The organism is Nostoc sp., from assembly GCF_036916655.1.
In the GTDB taxonomy this organism is placed as follows: domain Bacteria; phylum Cyanobacteriota; class Cyanobacteriia; order Cyanobacteriales; family Nostocaceae; genus Nostoc.
The window spans coordinates 1-20718 of the sequence record NZ_JBALFY010000076.1; the positions used below are offsets into that span (position 1 = coordinate 1).

Annotated in this window: 17 protein-coding genes; 11 read left to right on the top strand and 6 right to left on the bottom strand. The window is 44.0% G+C overall.

Annotation, left to right across the window (positions count from 1 at the left end):
* Positions 1-485 precede the first annotated feature (485 nt).
* The gene (locus tag V7L31_RS21380) at positions 486-1328 is read left to right on the top strand and encodes an SPFH domain-containing protein (protein WP_334698117.1); all 843 of its coding nucleotides are present in this window, start codon (positions 486-488) and stop codon (positions 1326-1328) included.
* 96 nt (positions 1329-1424) lie between these two features.
* Here V7L31_RS21380 and folP read toward each other — a convergent pair whose 3' ends face one another.
* Positions 1425-2279: a dihydropteroate synthase gene (folP, locus tag V7L31_RS21385; RefSeq protein ID WP_334698118.1), complete on the bottom strand. Its 855-nt coding sequence runs from the start codon at positions 2277-2279 to the stop codon at positions 1425-1427.
* A gap of 313 nt (positions 2280-2592) precedes the next feature.
* Positions 2593-3324, bottom strand: coding sequence for a triose-phosphate isomerase (gene tpiA, locus V7L31_RS21390; RefSeq protein ID WP_334698151.1), 732 nt, complete (start codon positions 3322-3324; stop codon positions 2593-2595).
* Positions 3325-3564: 240 nt separating this feature from the next.
* On the opposite strand from tpiA, the gene V7L31_RS21395 reads away from it, so the two are divergent.
* Complete coding sequence (locus tag V7L31_RS21395) at positions 3565-5046, top strand: GTP-binding protein (protein ID WP_334698119.1); 1482 nt, start codon at positions 3565-3567, stop codon at positions 5044-5046.
* Positions 5047-5211: 165 nt separating this feature from the next.
* Here the strand turns inward: V7L31_RS21395 and V7L31_RS21400 are convergent, their stop codons facing one another.
* Positions 5212-6864 (bottom strand): mechanosensitive ion channel, encoded by a 1653-nt coding sequence (locus tag V7L31_RS21400; RefSeq protein WP_334698120.1) that lies wholly within the window; start codon positions 6862-6864, stop codon positions 5212-5214.
* A 488-nt stretch (positions 6865-7352) separates the two neighbouring features.
* Between V7L31_RS21400 and V7L31_RS21405 the strand changes: the two genes are divergently transcribed.
* The gene (locus V7L31_RS21405; protein ID WP_094348860.1) at positions 7353-7793 is read left to right on the top strand and encodes an SRPBCC family protein; all 441 of its coding nucleotides are present in this window, start codon (positions 7353-7355) and stop codon (positions 7791-7793) included.
* A gap of 175 nt (positions 7794-7968) precedes the next feature.
* Here V7L31_RS21405 and V7L31_RS21410 read toward each other — a convergent pair whose 3' ends face one another.
* Positions 7969-8793 carry a SirB1 family protein gene (locus V7L31_RS21410; protein WP_334698121.1) on the bottom strand — a complete coding sequence of 275 codons (825 nt, stop codon included), beginning with the start codon at positions 8791-8793 and terminating at the stop codon, positions 7969-7971.
* 512 nt (positions 8794-9305) lie between these two features.
* Between V7L31_RS21410 and atpD the strand changes: the two genes are divergently transcribed.
* From atpD to V7L31_RS21430, 4 genes are all read left to right on the top strand, one after another.
* Positions 9306-10754, top strand: coding sequence for a F0F1 ATP synthase subunit beta (gene atpD / locus V7L31_RS21415; RefSeq protein ID WP_334698122.1), 1449 nt, complete (start codon positions 9306-9308; stop codon positions 10752-10754).
* Between the two features lie 109 nt (positions 10755-10863).
* Positions 10864-11277 carry an ATP synthase F1 subunit epsilon gene (atpC, locus tag V7L31_RS21420; RefSeq protein ID WP_179068253.1) on the top strand — a complete coding sequence of 138 codons (414 nt, stop codon included), beginning with the start codon at positions 10864-10866 and terminating at the stop codon, positions 11275-11277.
* Positions 11278-11558: 281 nt separating this feature from the next.
* A complete protein-coding gene (locus V7L31_RS21425; RefSeq protein WP_334698123.1) occupies positions 11559-13664 on the top strand; it encodes an SPFH domain-containing protein in 2106 nt (701 codons plus the stop codon).
* A gap of 409 nt (positions 13665-14073) precedes the next feature.
* Positions 14074-15942 (top strand): serine/threonine-protein kinase, encoded by a 1869-nt coding sequence (locus V7L31_RS21430; RefSeq protein ID WP_334698124.1) that lies wholly within the window; start codon positions 14074-14076, stop codon positions 15940-15942.
* A 10-nt stretch (positions 15943-15952) separates the two neighbouring features.
* Here the strand turns inward: V7L31_RS21430 and V7L31_RS21435 are convergent, their stop codons facing one another.
* Positions 15953-16252, bottom strand: coding sequence for a 30S ribosomal protein PSRP-3 (locus tag V7L31_RS21435; RefSeq protein WP_094333099.1), 300 nt, complete (start codon positions 16250-16252; stop codon positions 15953-15955).
* 136 nt (positions 16253-16388) lie between these two features.
* On the opposite strand from V7L31_RS21435, the gene V7L31_RS21440 reads away from it, so the two are divergent.
* The 4 genes from V7L31_RS21440 to V7L31_RS21455 all read left to right on the top strand — a co-directional run bounded on the left by V7L31_RS21440 (position 16389) and on the right by V7L31_RS21455 (position 19683).
* Positions 16389-16859: a DUF29 domain-containing protein gene (locus tag V7L31_RS21440; protein WP_334698125.1), complete on the top strand. Its 471-nt coding sequence runs from the start codon at positions 16389-16391 to the stop codon at positions 16857-16859.
* A 34-nt stretch (positions 16860-16893) separates the two neighbouring features.
* Positions 16894-17364: a DUF29 domain-containing protein gene (locus V7L31_RS21445; protein ID WP_334698126.1), complete on the top strand. Its 471-nt coding sequence runs from the start codon at positions 16894-16896 to the stop codon at positions 17362-17364.
* A 40-nt stretch (positions 17365-17404) separates the two neighbouring features.
* Complete coding sequence (locus V7L31_RS21450) at positions 17405-18220, top strand: TIGR01548 family HAD-type hydrolase (RefSeq protein ID WP_334698127.1); 816 nt, start codon at positions 17405-17407, stop codon at positions 18218-18220.
* 74 nt (positions 18221-18294) lie between these two features.
* Entirely contained in the window at positions 18295-19683 is a 1389-nt protein-coding gene (locus V7L31_RS21455; RefSeq protein WP_334698128.1) for a cytochrome P450, read from the top strand.
* 153 nt (positions 19684-19836) lie between these two features.
* On the opposite strand, the gene V7L31_RS21460 is transcribed toward V7L31_RS21455, so the two are convergent.
* Entirely contained in the window at positions 19837-20439 is a 603-nt protein-coding gene (locus tag V7L31_RS21460) for a thioredoxin family protein (protein WP_334698129.1), read from the bottom strand.
* Positions 20440-20718 lie beyond the last annotated feature (279 nt).

A 20718-nucleotide genomic window follows, 5' to 3' on the forward strand; every position in this document is an offset into this window, starting at 1 on the left:
TCACTATCAAATAGATATACTTTAATCTTCCGCCCAAAATTTAACATATTTTGGGCTGTTTTTATCGGATTTTTCTTAACATTCAACACTTTTGGATTAAACCTATAAGTCTGATTAACAGTCTGCCCATAATATTTTTACATTTTTAATGGCTGAAACCAATTTTAACCTTATTGTAGTGGAATTTTGAAAATCCTACGAAATTTTACGTAAATTTTATTTAACCTAAGTGAATATACTGTATGTAAGTTCAGGCTGTCTGAAGATGTCAGTACAAGTAATGTTGATTACATCAAGTAGTCCTTGCCAGTGTTTTATCAAGGTGCTTTAATAGCGATCGCACTCCGCAAAACAGTTTAACCAAGAATCCCTCGCTTTCTAGGCGTCGGGAGTATCAAAGATTCAAAACATTAAACTCAAAGATATGACAAGCTAGTACCATATCCTTGATATTAAATTCTCCCCAAAGCTGAATAGGAGTATACATGGAGCCAATTATTGCTATAGTTTTAGCCCTTATAGGTTATGCATTAGGTTCTGCAAAACTGATTAATCAAGGAAATGAAGCCCTAGTCGAACGCTTGGGGCGGTATCATCGGAAACTTAAGCCAGGGCTGAACTTTATCGTTCCCTTGGTGGATCAAATTGTGATGGAAGATACTACACGAGAGCAGTTTTTAGACATCAAACCTCAAAATGTGATCACCCAAGATAATATCTACGTAGAAGTGGACGCCATCGTATACTGGCGTATTAGAGATATTGAAAAAAGCTTTTACGCGATTGAGGATCTCCAAGGAGCATTGACACAGATAACCACAACCACGCTCCGCGAAATCATTGCTCAGAATACCTTAGAGCAGACCAATGTTTCCAGAGCGGAGATGGACTCAGCTATCTTAGACCAGTTGAATCATATAACGACAGATTGGGGAGTTGAGATTCTCCGGTTAGATATTCAGAGAATCACACTACCTGAGAGTGTACGCAAGTCTAGAGAAGAGGAACAAGCCGCTGTTATCAAAAAACGGGCGCTGATTACCGAAGCCGAAGGGGAAAAGGAAGCTGCCATTAAGAAAGCTGAAGGAACTATGGCTTCAGTGCAAATCATTTCTCAAGCTCTACGTTCCAATCCTGACAGTAGAGACATTCTACGGTATCTTGTCGCTCAAGATTACGTAGATGCCAGCCAAAAACTTGGTGAGAGTAATAATGCCAAAATTGTCTTTGTAGACCCAGCCAACTCGACCGAAATGTTTCAGGAGTTGATTGCTGAGTCGATAGTTACAGAAGGTCACGGCAAAAAATCCGAAAACGGTAATACTTAAGAGTCAAACAATTTTGGATTTTAGATTTTAGATTTGGGATTAACCCCATAAATAAATCTAGAATTTGCTTACTCTGTAACATCAAAGAATTATTGGTCAAGGCTGTGCAGCTTGTCGGAATATTGCATCGGCTACTAATGAAACATCGCGCATTTCTTGAACATCGTGAACTCGGAGGATATCAGCGCCATTAAAAATAGCAGCAGAACAAGCTGCTGCCGTTCCCCAAACTCGTGCTTTGGGGTCTGGTTGATTTAAAATGCGACCAATGAAACTTTTACGAGATGCTCCTACTAAGATAGGACAGTTGAGTACTGCCAGCGATCGCAAGCCCCGAAAAATTTCTAAATTTTGCTCATAGTTCTTAGCAAAACCAATACCAGGATCAATAATAATTTTATCCAGGTCAATGCCCACAGTAGTTGCTGCCTTAATTTGCCGAGCCAAAAAACTATAAATCTCACCAAGCAAATCTTGATAATCAGTCTGTTGTTGCATTGTCTGTGGTGTTCCTCGGATGTGCATTAAAATCATCGGCACATTTAACTCTGCAACTGTTGGCAACATTTCTGAGTCAAACGTGCCGCCAGAAATATCATTAATAATATCCGCTCCAGCTTCTACAGATGCCCTAGCTACAGCAGCACGAGTTGTATCTACAGAAATCGGGATTGAAATTTCTGGTCTTAGCACCTCTAACACCGATAGTACTCGCTCAAGTTCCTCCGCCAGAGTTATTTGTTTTGCCCCCGGTCGAGTTGATTGACCGCCCACATCAATTATGTCAGCACCAGCAGCTACCAGTGCTTGCGCCTGCAATAAAGCGGCAGAGGTAGTGTTAAACTCACCCCCATCACTAAAGCTATCAGGCGTTACATTCAAAATACCCATCAAATAAGTCCGCTGTCCCCACTCGAAACAGCGTCCTCGAATTATCAAGTTTCTTGCCATAAAACAGGAGTCATGTTGCTTCTCTACGAGACGCCAAGGGCGAACGCTCCAAATTCAAAATTCAAAACTTGTACTGAGCTTGTCGAAGTATTCAAAATTCAAAATTAATGATTCAGAATACTCCATCCCTTCATAGGTGGAGTATCAACTCTTGAAAAACATTTAAATTTTATTTCACCCACAAAGAGTAATGTTTTCAAGCAATATTCATTACCCAGTCGTATAAAATTCAATTCTGAATTCTGACTACTGAGTTCTGAATTCTTCTTATTAGGCATTCCCATGCTCTGCATGGGAACGAGAAAAAAGCACATCACAGTGACTTAAAATTCACAATCCGAGCGAAACTCTCAGGTTCTAGACTTGCTCCACCCACAAGGACACCATCAATTTCTGGTTGAGCCATAATCTCATCAATATTATTCGGTTTAACTGAACCGCCATATTGAATTGATACATTCGGATTACTCAACTGGCTACGAATTAAGCCAATTATCCGATTTGCCTCCGTTACTTCACAAGTATCACCAGTACCAATCGCCCAAATTGGCTCGTAGGCAATCACCAAATTATTCTGATCTATATCTACCAAACCTTTGTCGAGTTGGAGAGCAATCAGTGATTCAGTTTCTCCTGCATCTCGTTGTTGTTTAGTTTCGCCAACACAGAGAATTGGAGTCAAACCAAACCTTTGAGCAGTTCGGAGGCGCAGATTAACAGTGGCGTCCGTTTCACCAAAGTATTGCCGTCGTTCGCTATGACCGACAATTACAAAGCGCACACCACTTTCTGTCAGCATTGGGCCAGAAATCTCACCTGTATAGGCTCCAAATTCTTCCCAATGGATGTTTTGTGCCCCCAATTGGATGAGGCTACCGTGTAAAGTCTTGGACAAAACGCTTAAATCAGTGAACGGAGGGCACAATATCACTTCCCGCCCTTGGGGGGTTTCCTCTAAGTGGGGCAGAAATCCTTGTAAAAACTCCTGGGTCTCTGCCTGAGTTTTGTACATTTTCCAGTTGCCGGCAATAACGATTTTCCGCACAGGTAATTTAGTCAAGATTCTAACGCGTTATATTAGATGCATTTTTCAGTTTATGACTTTTTGTTAGTCATTGGTCATTAGTCATTGGTCATTAGTCATTGGGCATTGGGTAAAAATTATTCTTTCACTGTTCTCTCTGCGGCCTCTGTCTCATCTCACCAAACCCTTGCTAAAAATAACTAGGATGTAGAGGGGGTGTATCTAAAATCTAAAATCTAAAATCTAAAATCTAAAATTAATATGACTCCGACCTTGCCTATGCCTGAACCCGATCAAAGCGATTCTGCTAACACCGATCTAAATTCTCTCAGTTGGGAGGAAGAACTCGATAGTGCTATTTTCAGTTTTGAAGATATTCAAACAGAACTTAACTATAAACAAGCACAAACGGCGCTACGAAATTTGGTAGCCAATCTCGACCTCACCCCCCAAGAAAAAACCGGGTTAGAGACGGAAATTGCTGAGTTGGAAACCATGCTAGGGAAGTTAGACCGCATGGTGGTACAGATTGCGGCTTTTGGCATGGTGGGACGTGGTAAGTCTTCACTACTCAATGCTTTAGTTGGACAAACAGTATTTGAAACTGGGCCGCTGCATGGTGTCACCCGTGCTGCACAAAGAGTTAATTGGAGTATTAGCGAGGAAGCAATTGGGGAAACTGAACGGGCTTTGCGAGTTACTCTCCCTGGTGTAGGTCAATCGCAGGTGGAATTAATTGATACTCCTGGGTTAGACGAAGTAGATGGTGCAACCCGCGCCGCCTTAGCTGAACAGATTGCCAAACAAGCGGATTTAATTCTGTTTGTAATATCTGGCGACATGACAAAGCTAGAATACATGGCCCTTTCTCAGTTGCGGGAAGCAGGTAAACCAATCATTCTGGTGTTTAACAAAGTAGACCAGTATCCCGAAGCAGATCGGATGGCAATTTATCACAAAATCCGGGATGAAAGGGTGCGGGAATTACTTACACCTTTAGAAATTGTCATGGCTGCGGCATCGCCATTGGTGAAGACGGCGATTCGTCGTCCTGATGGCACTAGGGGTATACAGTTACGTACAGGAAATGCCCAAGTTGAGGAACTGAAGCTGAAAATTTTGGAGATTCTGCATCGTGAGGGCAAAGCTTTGGTTGCTCTTAATACCATGCTTTATGCCGATATCGTAAATGAGCAGTTGATAGAACGAAAACTGATGATTCGGGAACAGAATGCCAATCAGTTGATTTGGAAAGCTGTGATGACTAAGGCATTAGCGATCGCACTCAATCCCGTAACTGTGGTAGATATTTTGAGTAGTGTGGTAATTGATATTGCTCTGATTTTGGGTTTATCTAAACTCTATGGCTTCTCCATGACCGAAGCCGGCGCTGTACAATTGCTACAAAAAATCGCCCTGAGTATGGGCGGCATCGGTGCTAGTGAATTGTTAGCAAATTTGGGCTTAAGTGGATTAAAAACTTTACTTGGGATCTCTGCAACAGCTACAGGTGGCATTGCCTTAGGCCCTTATATATCAGTGGCACTTACCCAAGGGGGAGTAGCTGGTGTTTCTTCTTATGGTATTGGACAAGTTACCAAAGTTTATTTAGCCAATGGTGCGACTTGGGGCCCTGATGGGCCGAAAGCAGTGATTAATCGGATTTTGGCAAACCTGGATGAGACTTCAATTCTCAACCGGATTAAAGATGAATTACTCCACAAAGTAAAACTCAAAAAGTGATGCATAAAACTGAGTTCCGAGTGCTGTTAGCGGATAGCTAAGGTTGAGCCAATGGTGAGTTGAAAGACCACCCACAAGAGACCTTGCTCTTACCGAGTACTCTCCTTCTTACTCAGCACTCAGTACTCAGCGCTAAGTCTGATGAAATTGCGCCTTCATCAACTTTTAGTTTCTACCTTTGAAAGAGTTTAGCCATTCTTGAACTTGCTCTCGTGCAATATCGCGCCCCCCAAGGCCAAAAGCTAAGGCAATAGCAACAGCGATCGCACCTAGTAAAAGTCCAAAGGCTAAATTTACAATATCACTGGCAACTCCAATCTGTTGCAGTGCCATTGCCGAGACTAAGGCAATGATTGCAATCCGCGCCACTTGTCCCAAAATCTGGGCTTGGCGTTCGCCGGAACTGGTAATGATGTTAAAAGCCAGATTTGCCAAGAATAAGCCAACGGCAAAAATCACCAATCCTGCCAAAATTCGCCCGAATATAATCACAATACCAGACACTAATGCTGTCAGGGCTGGAATATTCAAGATATTCACCGCCGCCACCGTGGCAAATAGGATGATACCCACTAAGGCAACAATGCCGACAATTTCCGATGGAGTACGGGTTGGAATCGGCGGGGTTGTTGATTCTGTGGAAACGACGATTCGTCTGCTGGGTGCAGTCAGACCCAAAATAGTGAAAATGTTATTAAACCCTAAATTGGTGAGGATACTTGTAACCAAATCTGCGACAAACCGCCCGACGAAATAGGCAACAATCAAAATTGCTATGGCTGTAAAGATGGCTGGAAGGGCATTGAGAACCTGTTGCAGCATAGCGATCGCCGGGACAGATATCGCATCAATTCGCAAAGCATTAAGCGCTGCGATCGCCACCGGAATCAAAATCAAAACATAGACAATTGTACCGATAATATTCGATAGAGGTTGCACCCCCGCACTTGCAGATAATCCCAACCGACTACCTAAATGGTCAATACCAGTTGTCGCCAGCAAGTTCGTCACAATTCGCCGTACTACATTAGCGATGAACCAGCCAATTACAGCAATTAAGATCGCCGCTAAAATGTTCGGCAGAATTAGCAGAACTTGTGTAATTAGAGCTTGTACTGGCTGTAAAGCCTCCCTCAGTCCGAGAGTATCTAAAACTGGGGCGAGAAACAGTAAAAATATAAACCAATACAAAGCATTGCCAATCGTCTCACTCAGAGATAGCTGATTGAGGGTGGGTGCGCTGTCTTCTGGTTCTGGATTCAAACGCTCATCCAGATTAAATGCCTGTAATGAGCGCACAGTGATAATCTTCACAATGGTCGCTAAAAACCAGGCAGTTGTCAAAAGGATTCCTGCACCAACCAACTTTGGCAAAAAGCCAATAAGTTGATCGAGAAAACTATTCAGGGGTCGAGAGGCTACCTCTAAATCTAATGCCTGTAAAACAGCTACCGCCGTCAACAAGATAATGCTCCAAAAGACTAAACCGGAGATTAATTTCTCCACTTGGGGAACATCTTGACGACCCGTTACGCCAGAGGCAATGCGATTATCTATGTTTGTGCGCTTGAGAATTCCTTGTGTCAGTGCCGCTACGCCGAAGGCAATTAGCAAACCTACAAACAAAATTGCCACCGCCCCTAGTAGACGAGGCGTAAACAGAATCAACTGTTGAACAATACCTTGGACATTAGCGATTCCTTGATTCACTGCTGGTTGTATCGGTTGCAAACTGGGCGATTGTGCCAAAAATTGCTCCACCCTCATAGACAACCCAACTCCTATCACCTGGGTTATTTCTTGCCAAGTTGTGTTCATGGTTTTCGGGAATTATGCTTAAGTATTCGCCGCAAACACTGAGTCAGTGTTTTGTCTATCAATTTACCAGTAAACACATACATATATATCAATTCATTAGGCATTGGGCATTGGGTATTGGTTCCCCCCTGCCCATAGATGTCAACTTAAGCTGGAAATAGCTTATCTGTTGGCTTCCATGCCCGCCCGGAAATAAATAAATGAGTAATGAGTAATGAGTAATAAGTAATAAGTGATACCCATTACTTATTACTTATTACTTCAAAAATAAATTTTTTTGGCTTTTAGGTTAAGTCTACTGAAGTAGGCTGGAGATTTGTGGCAATATTTAGTCATCTTCAGATGACTTTAACTATGAGACGGGAATTTCAATTCCCGGCGGACGAGCGGTTTCACGTTAAGTTGAAACCAATGCCCCCTGCTCCCTCTGCTCCATTCCCCAAAATTTTGCGTTACTCTAATTGCAGCAACAGCACCAAAGATGTGGAATGTCCCAAGTTTTGGAACAATCGATTCAAATTAATGCTACAGCTACGGTGGTGGAGCGCTGTATTAGCGATTTAGCTCTCATGCACCGTTGGCTTAACCCCGTTCTCCGTTGCGAACCTGTGGGCGAAGCTTGGAGTACTGATGTCGGCAGTAAAAGTCGTTTTATTATTCAAATTCCTCTAATAAAACCTACATTGAATAGCGTAGTTGTAGAACGACAACCGGGTTTGGTAGTTTGGGAATTTCAGGGATTTTTTCAAGGGCGCGATCGCTGGGAATGTCAACCCACAGAAAAGGGAACGCTTCTACTCAACCGCTTTGAGTACGATATCCCCAACCCCTTAGTCAGTTGGGGCTTCAACACCTTTGCTGCATCGTGGACGAAACAAGATATGCAAGCCCAGCTGCGCCGCCTCAAACGAGTTGCAGAAAATTCGTAATTCGTAATTCGTAATTGGGCACAAGAGGCAGAGGAGCAGAGGGGCAGAGGAGCAGAAGGGCAGAGGGGCAGAGGGGCAGAGGGGCAGAGGAGCAGAGGGGCAGAGGAGCAGAGGGGAAGAATTTACTGCAACTTCTCCTCTGCTCCCCTGCTCCCCTGCTCCCCTGCCTCTTCCCCTACCCACCTTTACCCAATTCGGTAAGTAGCCGCCGAATCACAGAGGCATCTTCGGCATCGGGAATTTTTGTTAAATAATTTTGCAAGTCTTCTACGGCTTGGGGGTAGTAACCGAGTTGATAGTAAATCAAACCGCGATCGCGCAATTCTAAAGTTAAACCAGGAAATAGCAACAAAATTCGTTCAACCGCTGCCAGCGTTTTTTCTAATTCTTGCTGTTTAAGGTAAATAAATTTTAAATTTGTCAGCATCCGTGCCAAAAATTGCCGATTACTAACTACGGCTAAAAATTCTGGTTGTAGCGTTACAGGTTGCTGATAAAGTTGAGATAGGCGTTCTTCGCAATCTTGGGCAAATATTATTTCACCCCCATTGAAAGCATCCACAAAAATTTCTATATCGGGAATATCTGGGCGAATCAAGAAATGTCCTGGCATCCCCACACCCACCATCGGAAAATCAATTCTTCGCGCAACCTCCAGGTAAACCAGCGCTAAGGTAATGGGAATACCCAATCGGCGATCGATTACATCATTAAAAAAGCTGTTGCGCGGGTCGTAATAGTCAGTTTTATTACCAGAAAATTTTAAATCTTCGTAGAGATACTGATTAATACTTTGAACTATCCGTAAAGGATATCGTGAATCAGGCAGGCGTTCTTGAAGCTCCCACGCCATTGTCTCAAGGGCGTTGAGGTATTCTTCTGGGTCTAGATTGGGATATTCTTCTTGTGCAATATACAAAGCTGCCTTGGCTAAGTCAATACGCTCGTCAGACTGCTGAATCTCCTGGTAAAAATATTGTCGTGCTGACGAGAAATACATAAGCTGTTGTTCGGTGAAAGTGTGAGGGTGAAGCTTAGACTAGCAAAAACCGCAGGCATCACGGCTGGGCTAAAAGCGCTTTTTCGTATCTAAGTTTATACAGCAATTCTCAGGTATTTAAATTACAACTCAGACTAGTACAACACGGCGGAAATAAACCACTCATTTAAAATAGGCAGAAAGCCTACGAAATAAGCATTCTTTCTTTTTACTTTTGCCTTTTTACTTTTGCCTTCTTGTACTAGGGTGGGAAGTAGTGTAGTTAAATTACTTGAAAAGCGTTGTCAGAGAGCAAATAACAACAGCAATCCTCAGCTAAGGGACTTCCAAATAAAAAAATACTCTAACTACTGATTTTAGGTTAGCCTGATATCGATCCCCAAACCCTAGTCTTAAGGATCAATTTATGGCGTAGAGTAGGGGCGTTCAGTGCTAATCTGAAAGGTGACATTGTTTAATTTTATGTCTTCTACGACCTTATCTGAAATCTAGCTTCACTCATTAGGCGCAGCATGGTAACAACCGCAGAAAAAACAAACATTGGTTACATTACCCAAATCATTGGCCCAGTTGTAGACGTTAAATTTCCCGGCGGGAAATTGCCACAAATCTACAACGCCTTGAAAATCAAAGGCACCAACGAAGCTGGACAGGAAATCAACATCACCATTGAAGTACAGCAACTTCTGGGCGACAACCAGGTGCGGACTGTGGCGATGAGTTCTACCGAAGGCTTAGTCCGCGGTTTTGAAGTCACCGATACAGGCGCTCCCATCAGCGTACCAGTTGGGAAAGCCACTTTGGGCCGGATTTTCAACGTCCTTGGCGAACCTGTGGACAACAGAGGCCCAGTAAATGCTGAGGCAACTCTACCCATCCACCGCTCTGCTCCCAAATTCACCGACCTGGAAACCAAACCTTCGGTGTTTGAGACTGGGATTAAAGTTGTTGACCTTCTGACTCCCTATCGACGCGGCGGTAAGATTGGTCTATTCGGCGGTGCTGGTGTTGGTAAAACCGTGATCATGATGGAGTTGATCAACAACATCGCTACTCAGCACGGTGGAGTATCCGTTTTTGCTGGCGTGGGTGAACGCACCCGTGAAGGTAATGACCTCTACAACGAAATGATTGAATCTGGGGTGATCAACAACGAGAACCTCAACGAATCAAAAATTGCTCTAGTTTACGGTCAAATGAACGAGCCACCCGGAGCCAGAATGCGGGTTGGTCTTTCGGGATTGACAGTAGCAGAATACTTCCGCGATGTGAACAAGCAAGATGTGCTGTTGTTTATTGACAACATCTTCCGGTTTGTCCAAGCAGGTTCAGAAGTATCGGCGCTACTAGGTCGGATGCCCTCTGCGGTAGGATATCAGCCCACATTGGGAACCGACGTAGGTGAACTGCAAGAGCGGATTACCTCGACTACCGAGGGTTCGATTACCTCCATTCAAGCAGTGTACGTACCAGCGGATGACCTCACCGACCCCGCACCTGCAACCACCTTCGCCCACTTGGATGGTACAACAGTGCTATCTCGTGGTTTGGCAGCTAAGGGAATTTATCCCGCAGTTGACCCCCTGGGTTCCACTTCCACCATGCTCCAGCCCAATATTGTCGGTGACGAACACTACAATACTGCGCGGGCGGTGCAATCAACTCTGCAACGTTATAAAGAACTCCAAGACATTATCGCGATTCTCGGTCTAGATGAATTGTCTGAAGAAGACCGTCTCATCGTCGCGCGGGCCCGGAAAGTTGAGCGTTTCTTGTCTCAGCCGTTCTTTGTGGCAGAAGTATTCACCGGTTCTCCTGGTAAGTACGTGAAGTTGGAAGACACCATCAAAGGATTCCAAAAGATTCTGTCTGGTGAATTGGATGCTTTGCCAGAACAGGCTTTCTACTTGGTTGGCGATATTAACGAAGCGATCGCCAAAGCTGAAAAAATCAAAGGTTAGTCATTAGTCATTAGTCATTGGTCATTGGTCATTAGTCATTAGTTCAATGGCTAATGGCTAATGCCAAAAGACAAGTGGTAAAAGACAAAAGACAAAGGACAAAGGACAAATGACATTAACCGTTCGTGTAATTTCCCCAGATAAAACAGTCTGGGATGCGCCAGCTGAAGAAGTGGTTTTGCCTAGCACGACTGGTCAACTAGGTATCTTAACTGGACACGCACCACTTTTGACCGCTCTAGATACTGGTGTCATGCGAGTTCGTGGCGCTAAAAATCAGAATTGGGAAGCGATCGCTCTTTTGGGTGGCTTTGCCGAAGTCGAAGAAAATGAAGTGACAATTCTGGTTAACGGTGCGGAACGTGGCGACAAAATTAACCTTGATGAAGCCCGTACTGCTTACAACCAAGCAGAAGCGCGGCTGACTCAAGTTTCTGCGGACGATCGCCAAGCCCAAATTCAAGCGAACCAAGCCTTCAAACGCGCCCGCGCTCGGTTTCAAGCTGCTGGCGGTTCGGTCTAAATTCAATTTCTATTTCAAATTTGTAGGTTGGGCAATGTCCAACCTACAAAATAAAATATTTATTAAGAAGAACTCAGGAGTCAGGAGTCAGAATTCAGTATGAATTCTGTACGGATGCTAAAACTCCATTCCTCTACGGATAGAGTATTCTGAATTCTGAATTCTGAATTCTGACTCCTCATTTATTAATTTTAAAAAAAATTACGCCAAGTTTAAGAAATTGAGCCAAGCTTTGGTGGAGTGTTAAATTAACTAATTAGTTGCCCTTTTGGGCACAAATTATGAAAAGCCTTTCATCTTTGCTTAGTACTCGTAAACAAAATAAGGTAGCTCGTTTTGCAGCATCGGTCGTAGCAACTTTAGCGCTCTCTGGTAGTATTCATTCTGCCAATGCTACTTCTGTCAAAATAACTACTGCACAAGAAATTACTTCAGCATCAGTCCAGCTAAATCAGACTAAACCTAATATTGCCCAATTACAAACTAGCAGGATTCAATATCAAGCTGCTGGAATCGATCCTGTTGTACTGGTTCCCATCGTACTTATCGGCGGTTTAGTCATATTCGTCCCCCTGTTCTTTGGCGGACTGGTGGTAATTGGCGAACGTGAAGTCGGCATTGTGGTGAGGAAATTCACCCTTTCCGGGCGTGGGCTACCTGCCGACAGCTTGATTGCCCTTAACGGCGAAGCTGGCTTGCAGGCAGATACTTTAGCCCCTGGTTGGCATTGGGGCTATTGGCCTTGGCAATATTCTGTAAAGAAAGAATCGGTAATTGTCGTTCCCCAAGGGGAAATCGCTTTGATTGTGGCAGCAGATGGAGCATCCAACCCACCAGAGCGGATTTTGGGTAAGATTGTGGGTTGTGACAACTTCCAAGATGCTCGAAAATTCCTCACCCAAGGCGGGGAAAAAGGGCGGCAAATGGGTTTTCTTACGGCTGGTACGTACCGGATTAACACCGCCTTGTTTAAAGTCATCATGGCATCAAATGCCAGCGCTCATGGCATGACTCCAGAACAGTTACGGGTGTACAGTCTGGCATCTGACAAAGTTGGCATCGTTACTACTTTAGATGGCGTACCAATTTCCGCAGGTGAACTCGCAGGCCCCATCATTGAAGAACACAACAACTTCCAAAATGGTCAGAAATTTATTAATGGCGGTGGACGGAGAGGTTTACAAGAACAGACTTTGCTTTCTGGTTCTTGGAACTTGAACCCTTGGTTTGTCCAAGTTGAGCAAGTACCGATGACAGAAATTCCCATTGGGTATGTGGGTGTGGTGATTTCTTTCGTGGGTAAGGCTCATCAAGATGTTAGCGGTGCAGCTTTCACCCACGGTAACTTAGTCAATCAGGGACATAAAGGTGTGTGGGTCGAACCGCTATATCCTGGTAAACACCCGATTAATTCCCGGATTATGAAGATTGAACTCGTGCCAACGACCAACATCGTCTTAAACTGGTCAGGTCGGACTGAACGCCATAGTTATGATGCTAAACTGGCCTCTTTAACAGTGCGATCGCGTGATGGTTTTGCCTTTGATTTGGAAGTAGCGCAAATTATCCATGTGGGTGCTTTAGATGCGCCAAAGGTAATTTCTCGCGTTGGGGCAATGCAAAATCTGGTAGACCATGTATTAGAACCAACTATCGGGAATTATTTCCGCAACTCAGCCCAAGACTATACTGTACTAGACTTTCTGACTGCTCGGAGTGAGCGACAATCTGAGGCTGCTGAGTATATTAAAACAGCATTACGGGCTTATGACGTACAAGCAATCGACACCCTGATTGGTGATATTCAGCCACCAGCGTCGTTAATGCAGACACAAACAGACCGAAAAATTGCCGAAGAAGAACGCAAGACTTATGAAGTCCAGCAGATGGCGCAAACCCAACGGCAGCAGCTTGTTCGGGAAACAGCGCTGGCTAATATTCAGCAAGAAATGGTGAAATCGGAGCAAAGTGTGCATATTGCTGACTTGAAAGCCCAAGCCCAAATTAAGCAGGCGAACGGTGAAGCTGAAGGTACAAAACTTCGGGCAATTGCTGAGGCTGAAGGTATCCGAGCTACAGGTAACGCCAAGGCTGAAACCTACCGCGCTGGTGTGGAAGCTCTGGGGCCACAAGGTTATACAGCAATGCAACTAATGCAGATTATCGGCGATCGCAATGTCCGTTTGATTCCAGATATCTTGGTTGGCAGTAACGGCAGCAATAACGGCTTAGTGGATGGGCTACTATCCATGATTTTATGGAATCAAACTGGTAAAGGTGAATTGACACCAACACCTTTGCATCCGCAACCAGTAGTTACTAAAGCACAAGCAACCCCAGAAAACGGTTATCCACCTATAGTTGTGAATTTTCCCGAAGATAAGTAACATCAGGAACATGAGTTAGGGGCATAACATTGTTGTGCCCTTACAAAAAACCTGACTTTTCACGTTATGTGGAAAAGTCCACCAAAAACCTAACCCCCTAACCCCCAACTCGTCGCGGGAAGGCGGAAAATTCAAAGTCTCTCTCCTTTTAGGATACTGTTGGCGAATTAATAGGGGGTCTAACCCATCATTCCTCATTACTCTTGAGTCCGTTTCAACGGACTTGAGCTATTAGCCCGAAATTTATTTCAGGGCGGAAAAGCAACGCCAAACCAATGTTTTAGGGGTGAGGGGTCAAACCCACCATGAATTGACCAACAGTATCCTTTTAGGAGAGAGGTTTTCCAGATGCCGTGAAAAGTCAGTACAAAAAATAGGGCATTTTGCTCACCTTGTAGGTAGGGAAATTTTGCTTTTACAAGAACGTTATCGTTTACTCAAACCGATTGGTAAAGGGGGATTCTGTAAAACTTTCCTCGCTGTCGATGAGGGTCAGTTTCCGCCAATTCCTTGTGTTGTTCAAGAATCATCGCCGGAATCCGAAACATTTAAAAATTTTCAGCAAAAGGCGCAAAAGCTGGAGGAATTAGGAAAGCACCCGCAAATTCCCGCTTTGTTGGCTTATTTTGAGCAGAATGGGCATTTTTATTTAGTGCAGGAGTTTATTGCAGGCACTAATTTAGCTCAGGTGGTTGAGGAAGAAGGTGCTTTTAATGAAACTCAGATTTGGCAACTTTTAGAAGATGTGTTGCCAGTTTTGCAGTTTATTAGCGATCGCCATATCATCCACCGCGATATCAAACCCCAAAATATCATCCGTAGATCCCCAATTACCAAGAAAGGGGATTTCGTCATAGTTGATTTTAGCACTGCGAAAATCGTCACAGAAATTGATCGGCTAACATCTGAAACCAGTATCGGCAGTCCAGAATACGCTGCGCCAGAACAAACAAGAGGAAAAGCGGTTTTTGCGAGTGACTTATATAGCTTGGGTATTAATTGTATTTACTTACTGACCCAAATTCCTCCCTTTGATTTATTTGATATTGCAAATGATTGCTGGGTCTGGCAACAATATCTTACTACTAAGGTTACGGATGTCTGGCGACAAGACTTAAAGAGTCTACGCTTGGCGCAAATTCTCGACAAGCTGCTGCAAAATGCTGTTGACCGTCGCTTTCAATCAGCGAATGAAGTTATGCAAGCAATGGGTATGGAATGTAAAATTCAAAATCTCAAAATCCCAAATTCTCCTTGGCAATGCTTACACACCCTAACTGGACATTCTGGAACATTGAGTAGTGTGAACACTCTTGCCATCAGTCCTGACAGTCACACTTTGGCCAGTGGTAGTGATGATAAAATCGTCAAATTGTGGGATTTAAATACCAAAAAAGTCCTAGCTAGCTTCTCAGAACATTCCCAAGCTGTAAAATCAGTTACCTTCAGTCCAAATGGTCAAATTCTGGCAACAGCTAGCGATGATAAAACTATTAAATTGTGGCAGGTTGAAACATTAAAAGAAATCTGCACCTTATTGGGACACTCCCACGCTGTAAAATCAGTTGCTTTCAGTCCAGATGGGCAGATTCTTGCTAGCGGTAGCGGGGATAAGACAATCAAACTCTGGGATGTCAATACTGGCAGAGAAATTTTCACCATAACTGGACACCAATTACAGGTAAATTCAGTAGCATTTAGTCCCGATGGAAAACTTTTAGCTAGCGCTAGTTATGACAGAACAATTCGCTTGTGGCAGATACCAACAAGAGGCAGGGGAGCAGGGAGCAGGGGGCAGGGGGATATGAATAGTGCTGAGTTAAAGGACTATCCGCAAGGGGCGGAGGACATTTCCCCTTTCCCCTTACCTGTTGAAAACCGCCCATGCAGCTTGTTAAGCACCCTTTCGGGTCATGCATGGGCGGTTTTGACAGTCGCTTTTAGTCCAGATGGTCAAATTTTGGCGACGGGTAGTGATGATAACACGATTAAATTGTGGGAGGTAAACACGGGTCAGCTAATTAGCACACTTGTAGGCCATTCTTGGTCTGTGGTGGCTGTGGCTTTTACTGCCGATGGCGAAACACTCCTAAGTGCAAGTTGCGACAAAACAGTTAAACTTTGGAGGGTAAGCACAGCAGAAGAGATTGTTACTCTCTCTGGTCATGTAGACTCAGTATCCGCTGTTGCTGTGAGCAAAGTTACACAATTAATTGCAAGTGGCAGCCGGGACAAGACTATCAAACTGTGGCAGCTTGTAGAACAGGACAATAGCTAATTTTGTAATATCAAGCGCTACCTGTAAAGGCAACTTCAGGAAATTTCAACTGAGCTTCTGCCATTGGACGGTTTCTGCCTTCCTCTTGCCAGTAGTTAATCACTTCTGTTGCTTTGTTAAGCAACTCAACACGATCCAGGTCAGTAATCCAATGTTTGGACTCTAATTCCTTCTTTAACTCTTCCCAGGCATCATTTCTGGGCCAAAAAAAGTACTTAGTCAAGGGACTGGTGCCTTTGCCTACAACTTGATCCACTGCTAGAGCAACGTTCTCGTCTAACCACAGAATTTTCAAAATAAACTTGGTCAATCACACCTCCGGGAATTTCCGGGCATTATTTAACAAGGATAGCGATCGCTTATTTTAACGCAATACCCTATCAAATGACCAAACAGTGATTGGATTGGGCTAGCATAAGGTGTAGTCGGCACTATAAGAGATGCTTATGACTGCTCAACTCCCCCAATCTCAAACAACATCTAGTTCAGATTTGTATGAGCAAGACTTTTACCTGTGGATTCAAACCACCGCAGAACTGCTCAAGCAAGGTCGGCTCACAGAACTGGATTTAGAGAATTTGATTGATGAAATTGAAACAATGGGCAGGAGTGAAAAGAAAGCGCTCAGAAGCAATCTGGAAGTGGTGCTAATGCATCTATTGAAGTATAAATATCAAGCCGAGAAGCGCTCTGGTAGTTGGCGAGCAACAATTCGGGAGCATCGCAAACGCATCAGACAAGCTCTAGAAGAAAGTCCTAGCCTTAAACCCTATTTTGATGAGGTTTTTGGGCTGTGTTATGACGATGCTAGACTCTTGGCTGCCGATGAAACTGAATTGGGTGCGGCTATCTTCCCCGAACAATCTCCCTTCACGCCAGAGCAAGCCCTCGACCCCGATTTTTTACCTGAGCCATAATCACTTTTTAATTTTGAATTCGGAGCGAAGCGACGTGACTGCCCAACTGCCCCAATCTCAAACAACATCTGGTTCAGATTTGTATGAGCAAGATTTTTACCTGTGGATTCAAACCACGGCAGAACTGCTCAAGCAAAAGAATTTCACACAACTGGACTTAGACAATCTGATTGAAGAAATTGAAACGATGGGCAGAAGTGAAAAGCGGGCATTGGAGAGCAATCTGGAAGTCTTGCTGATGCATCTGCTGAAATACCAGATTCAAACTGAAAGACGCTCAAAAAGTTGGCAGTACACAATTTTGGAACACCGCAGACGAGTCCAAAAAGCGCTCAAGGAAAGTCCTAGTTTAAAGCCTCACTTCGATCAGGTTTTCGATGAAAGCTATCAAACCGCTAGACGACTGGCTGTAATTGAAACTGGATTAGCGATCGCTATCTTCCCAGAACAATCTCCCTTCACGCCAGAGCAAACCCTCGACCCCGATTTTTTACCTGAGTCATGAGCGCATTATGATGATGTAAAACTCTTTTGCTTCCTACCCCATGACTCAACCAACTTCTGTAAAAGCGATCGCTATTTTTGATATTGATGGCGTTGTGCGCGATGTTAGCGGTTCTTATCGCCGGGCGATCGCAGATACCGTAGAATATTTTACCACCCAAGCCTATCGGCCAACCCCACTAGATATTGACCAACTAAAGTCTGAAGGCGTGTGGAATAACGATTGGGAAGCATCGCAGGAATTAATTTATCGTTACTTTGAAACTCAACAACAGAGCCGCGAACAACTGCAACTAGATTACAGTGCGATCGTTGCTTTTTTTCAATCCCGCTACCGTGGGACAGACCCAAATAATTTTACTGGGTATATCTGTAATGAACCTTTATTATTACAACCTAGCTATTTAGAACAACTTACCCAAGCCGGGATTGCGTGGGGATTTTTTAGCGGTGCGACTCGTGCTTCCGCTAACTATGTCTTAGAAAAACGCCTGGGTTTGGCATCTCCGGTGTTGATTGCGATGGAAGATGCGCCGGGTAAACCTGACCCCACTGGACTTTTCGCTACAGTTCGTGAATTAGATAATGGAATTGAGGAAAAATTAGCGATCGTGTATGTGGGAGATACAGTAGCAGATATGTATACCGTCGAGAAAGCGCGGAGTCTAGATTCTTCTCGCCCTTGGATTGGTGTAGGCGTTTTACCACCCCATGTCCAGGAAACAGCAGCGCGTGGTGATGCATACAGTGAGACACTAATAGCAGCCGGAGCAGCAGTAGTTTTGCGTAATGTGCAAGAATTAACCCCAAGGCAGATTCAAGAATTGGTAAGTTCATCTCCCCAATCTGTGGTCTAAGATTAATCAAGCTAGGGGTGCATGAATAACTGGCTGATAACAATCTTGCTTTAATCATTGGGAGATTAATAAAAATGTCTGCACTTAAACTGCCTAATGGCCCTCAAACTCACCCTTGGGTACAGACATATCAATGGCTGACAAACCCATTAGAATACATAGAAGACTGTGCTAAACGTTATGGTGATATCTTCACCCTTCAGCTAGGACAAAATGCTGCTCCTCAAGTTTTCATTAGCAATCCTCAAGCGATTCAACAGATTTTTACCACAGATCCAAAACAGTTAGACTCTGGTGAGCCAGCAGGGATTATATCGCCTTTATTAGGAAGGCAATCACTACTGGCACTGGAGGGAAAGCCTCATCAGCGACAACGAAAGCTATTGACACCACCCTTACATGGGGAACGAATGCTAGCTTATGGTGAATTAATCCGGGACATCACTGAGCAAGTAACTAATCAGTGGCGGGTTGGAGAAAACTTTCCAGTTCTGTCATCAATGCAAGCAATCTCTTTCCAGGTAATTTTGAAAGCTGTATTTGGTCTAGAAGATGGGCCACGTTATGAGAAACTCAATGAACTCCTGATTGCAATCCTGAATCCCAAAATCCGTATTTTAAGAACAGTTCTGCTGCTTTTCCCAGCAATGCGACGGGATTTAGGAGCGTGGAGTCCCTGGGGGAAATACTTGCGTTTACGACAGCAAATCGATCAACTCATCTACGCCCAGATTCAAGAACGCAAAGCACAACCCGATCCATCTCGAACTGATATTCTATCTTTGATGATGGCTGCTCGTGATGAAGCGGGAGAGCCGATGACAGACTTGGAATTACGTGATGAGCTAATGACTCTATTAGTGGCGGGTCACGAAACTACTGCAACTTCCTTATCATGGGCGCTGTACTGGATTCATCATGTACCAGAGGTGCGTGAAAAACTGCTACAAGAACTAGATAAGTTGGGTGAACAACCAGATCCAAACGCTATTTTCCGATTGCCTTATTTGAATGCTGTCTGTTCTGAAACCCTACGTCTTTATCCAGTAGCAGTATCAGCACTAAATCGAGTGGTCAAATCACCGCTACAAATTGGAGGATACAACTTTGAGCCTGGGACTTTGCTCAATCCCTCTATTTATTTGACCCATCATCGAGAAGATTTATATCCACAGTCGAAGCAATTTAAGCCAGAGCGTTTTCTAGAACGGCAATTTTCCCCCTATGAGTATTTACCCTTTGGTGGCGGCAACCGTCGCTGTATTGGAATGGCGTTTGCCTTATTTGAGATGAAACTGGTGTTGGCAAAAGTGCTGTCTCACTGGGAGATGGAACTGGCTGATAGTAAACCAGTGCAGCCAGTACGTAAAGGCTTGCTATTTAGTCCAGCAGGTGGTGTGAAGATGGTGGTGAAGGCGAAACGCCAGCAAAATCAGGTAGTTCGAGAGACTAGTTTTGTTTAGAAAGTTTGAGAATGCGATCGCCAGGGAGGCATTCACCATGAAAGATGTTGCAAGTCTAGTAGATCAAATTATTACAGGAAAAGGTTATAACAAGTTCGCCCGATTAATCTATAATTCTCCTCCTTTCCCTAATGTTTTAAGGGCTGGGGAGTATCAAGAATCATTTTTATTTACCACCTGGCTGCCATGACTGCGGGGATCATCTTGACTAGCAGTTGGTGCTACTGGGGCTGAAAATTTAGAAACTTTGCCACTAGCTTGAGCATAGGGGAGAGACGAACCAGTAACCAAAGCCTCTAAGTTGCTAGCCATAATCGTCCGGGGTTGATCGCCGATGGCTTGGGCTATGGTTTCTCCTTGCTGACTCAAAAATACAAAATGAGGAATCCCATCTACCCGATATCTCAGCATTTCCGGCAGCCACTTGGTATTATCCACATTCAGCATGACAAAATTCATCTTGTCAGCATACTCTATTTCTAGTTGAGTGATATCTGGTGCCATTTTCTGGCAGACAGTACACCAATCAGCATAAAACTCTACTAGAGATGGTTTGCCGTTACTGATTGCTACTTCCAACGATGTGGAAGTCTCGCTTAACTTGGCTAGAGTTGCCGAGGTTGTTTCAGTTCGCAATCCTAAGACGAGGCAAACGCTAAGTGCGATCGCTACCATTACAATTAAGAAGTTTCTCAAACGCTTTCCGAATGTGGATTCAGGTTTTTCGGAAGAATTAACAGGTGAGTCAGTACTCATAACAACATTATTAAAACTTATTAGGCAATTTCCTCTTTAGTTTAGCTGACTCCAACTACTGTTTAACGTTTCGCGAAAGTCCCCACCCTCTCTGCGAGACGCTACGCGAACAACTCTTAGTAGGGTGAAGATAGGGAGCATTGGTTTCAACTTAAGCTGAAACTCCTTTAAAACCTCGTTTCTAGCCGGAGCCCATTAGTGTAAACTTAAGCTCGAAATAGCTTAACTGTTGGCTTCCATGCCCGCCCCGAAATAAATTTTCGGGCTAATAGGCTTAAG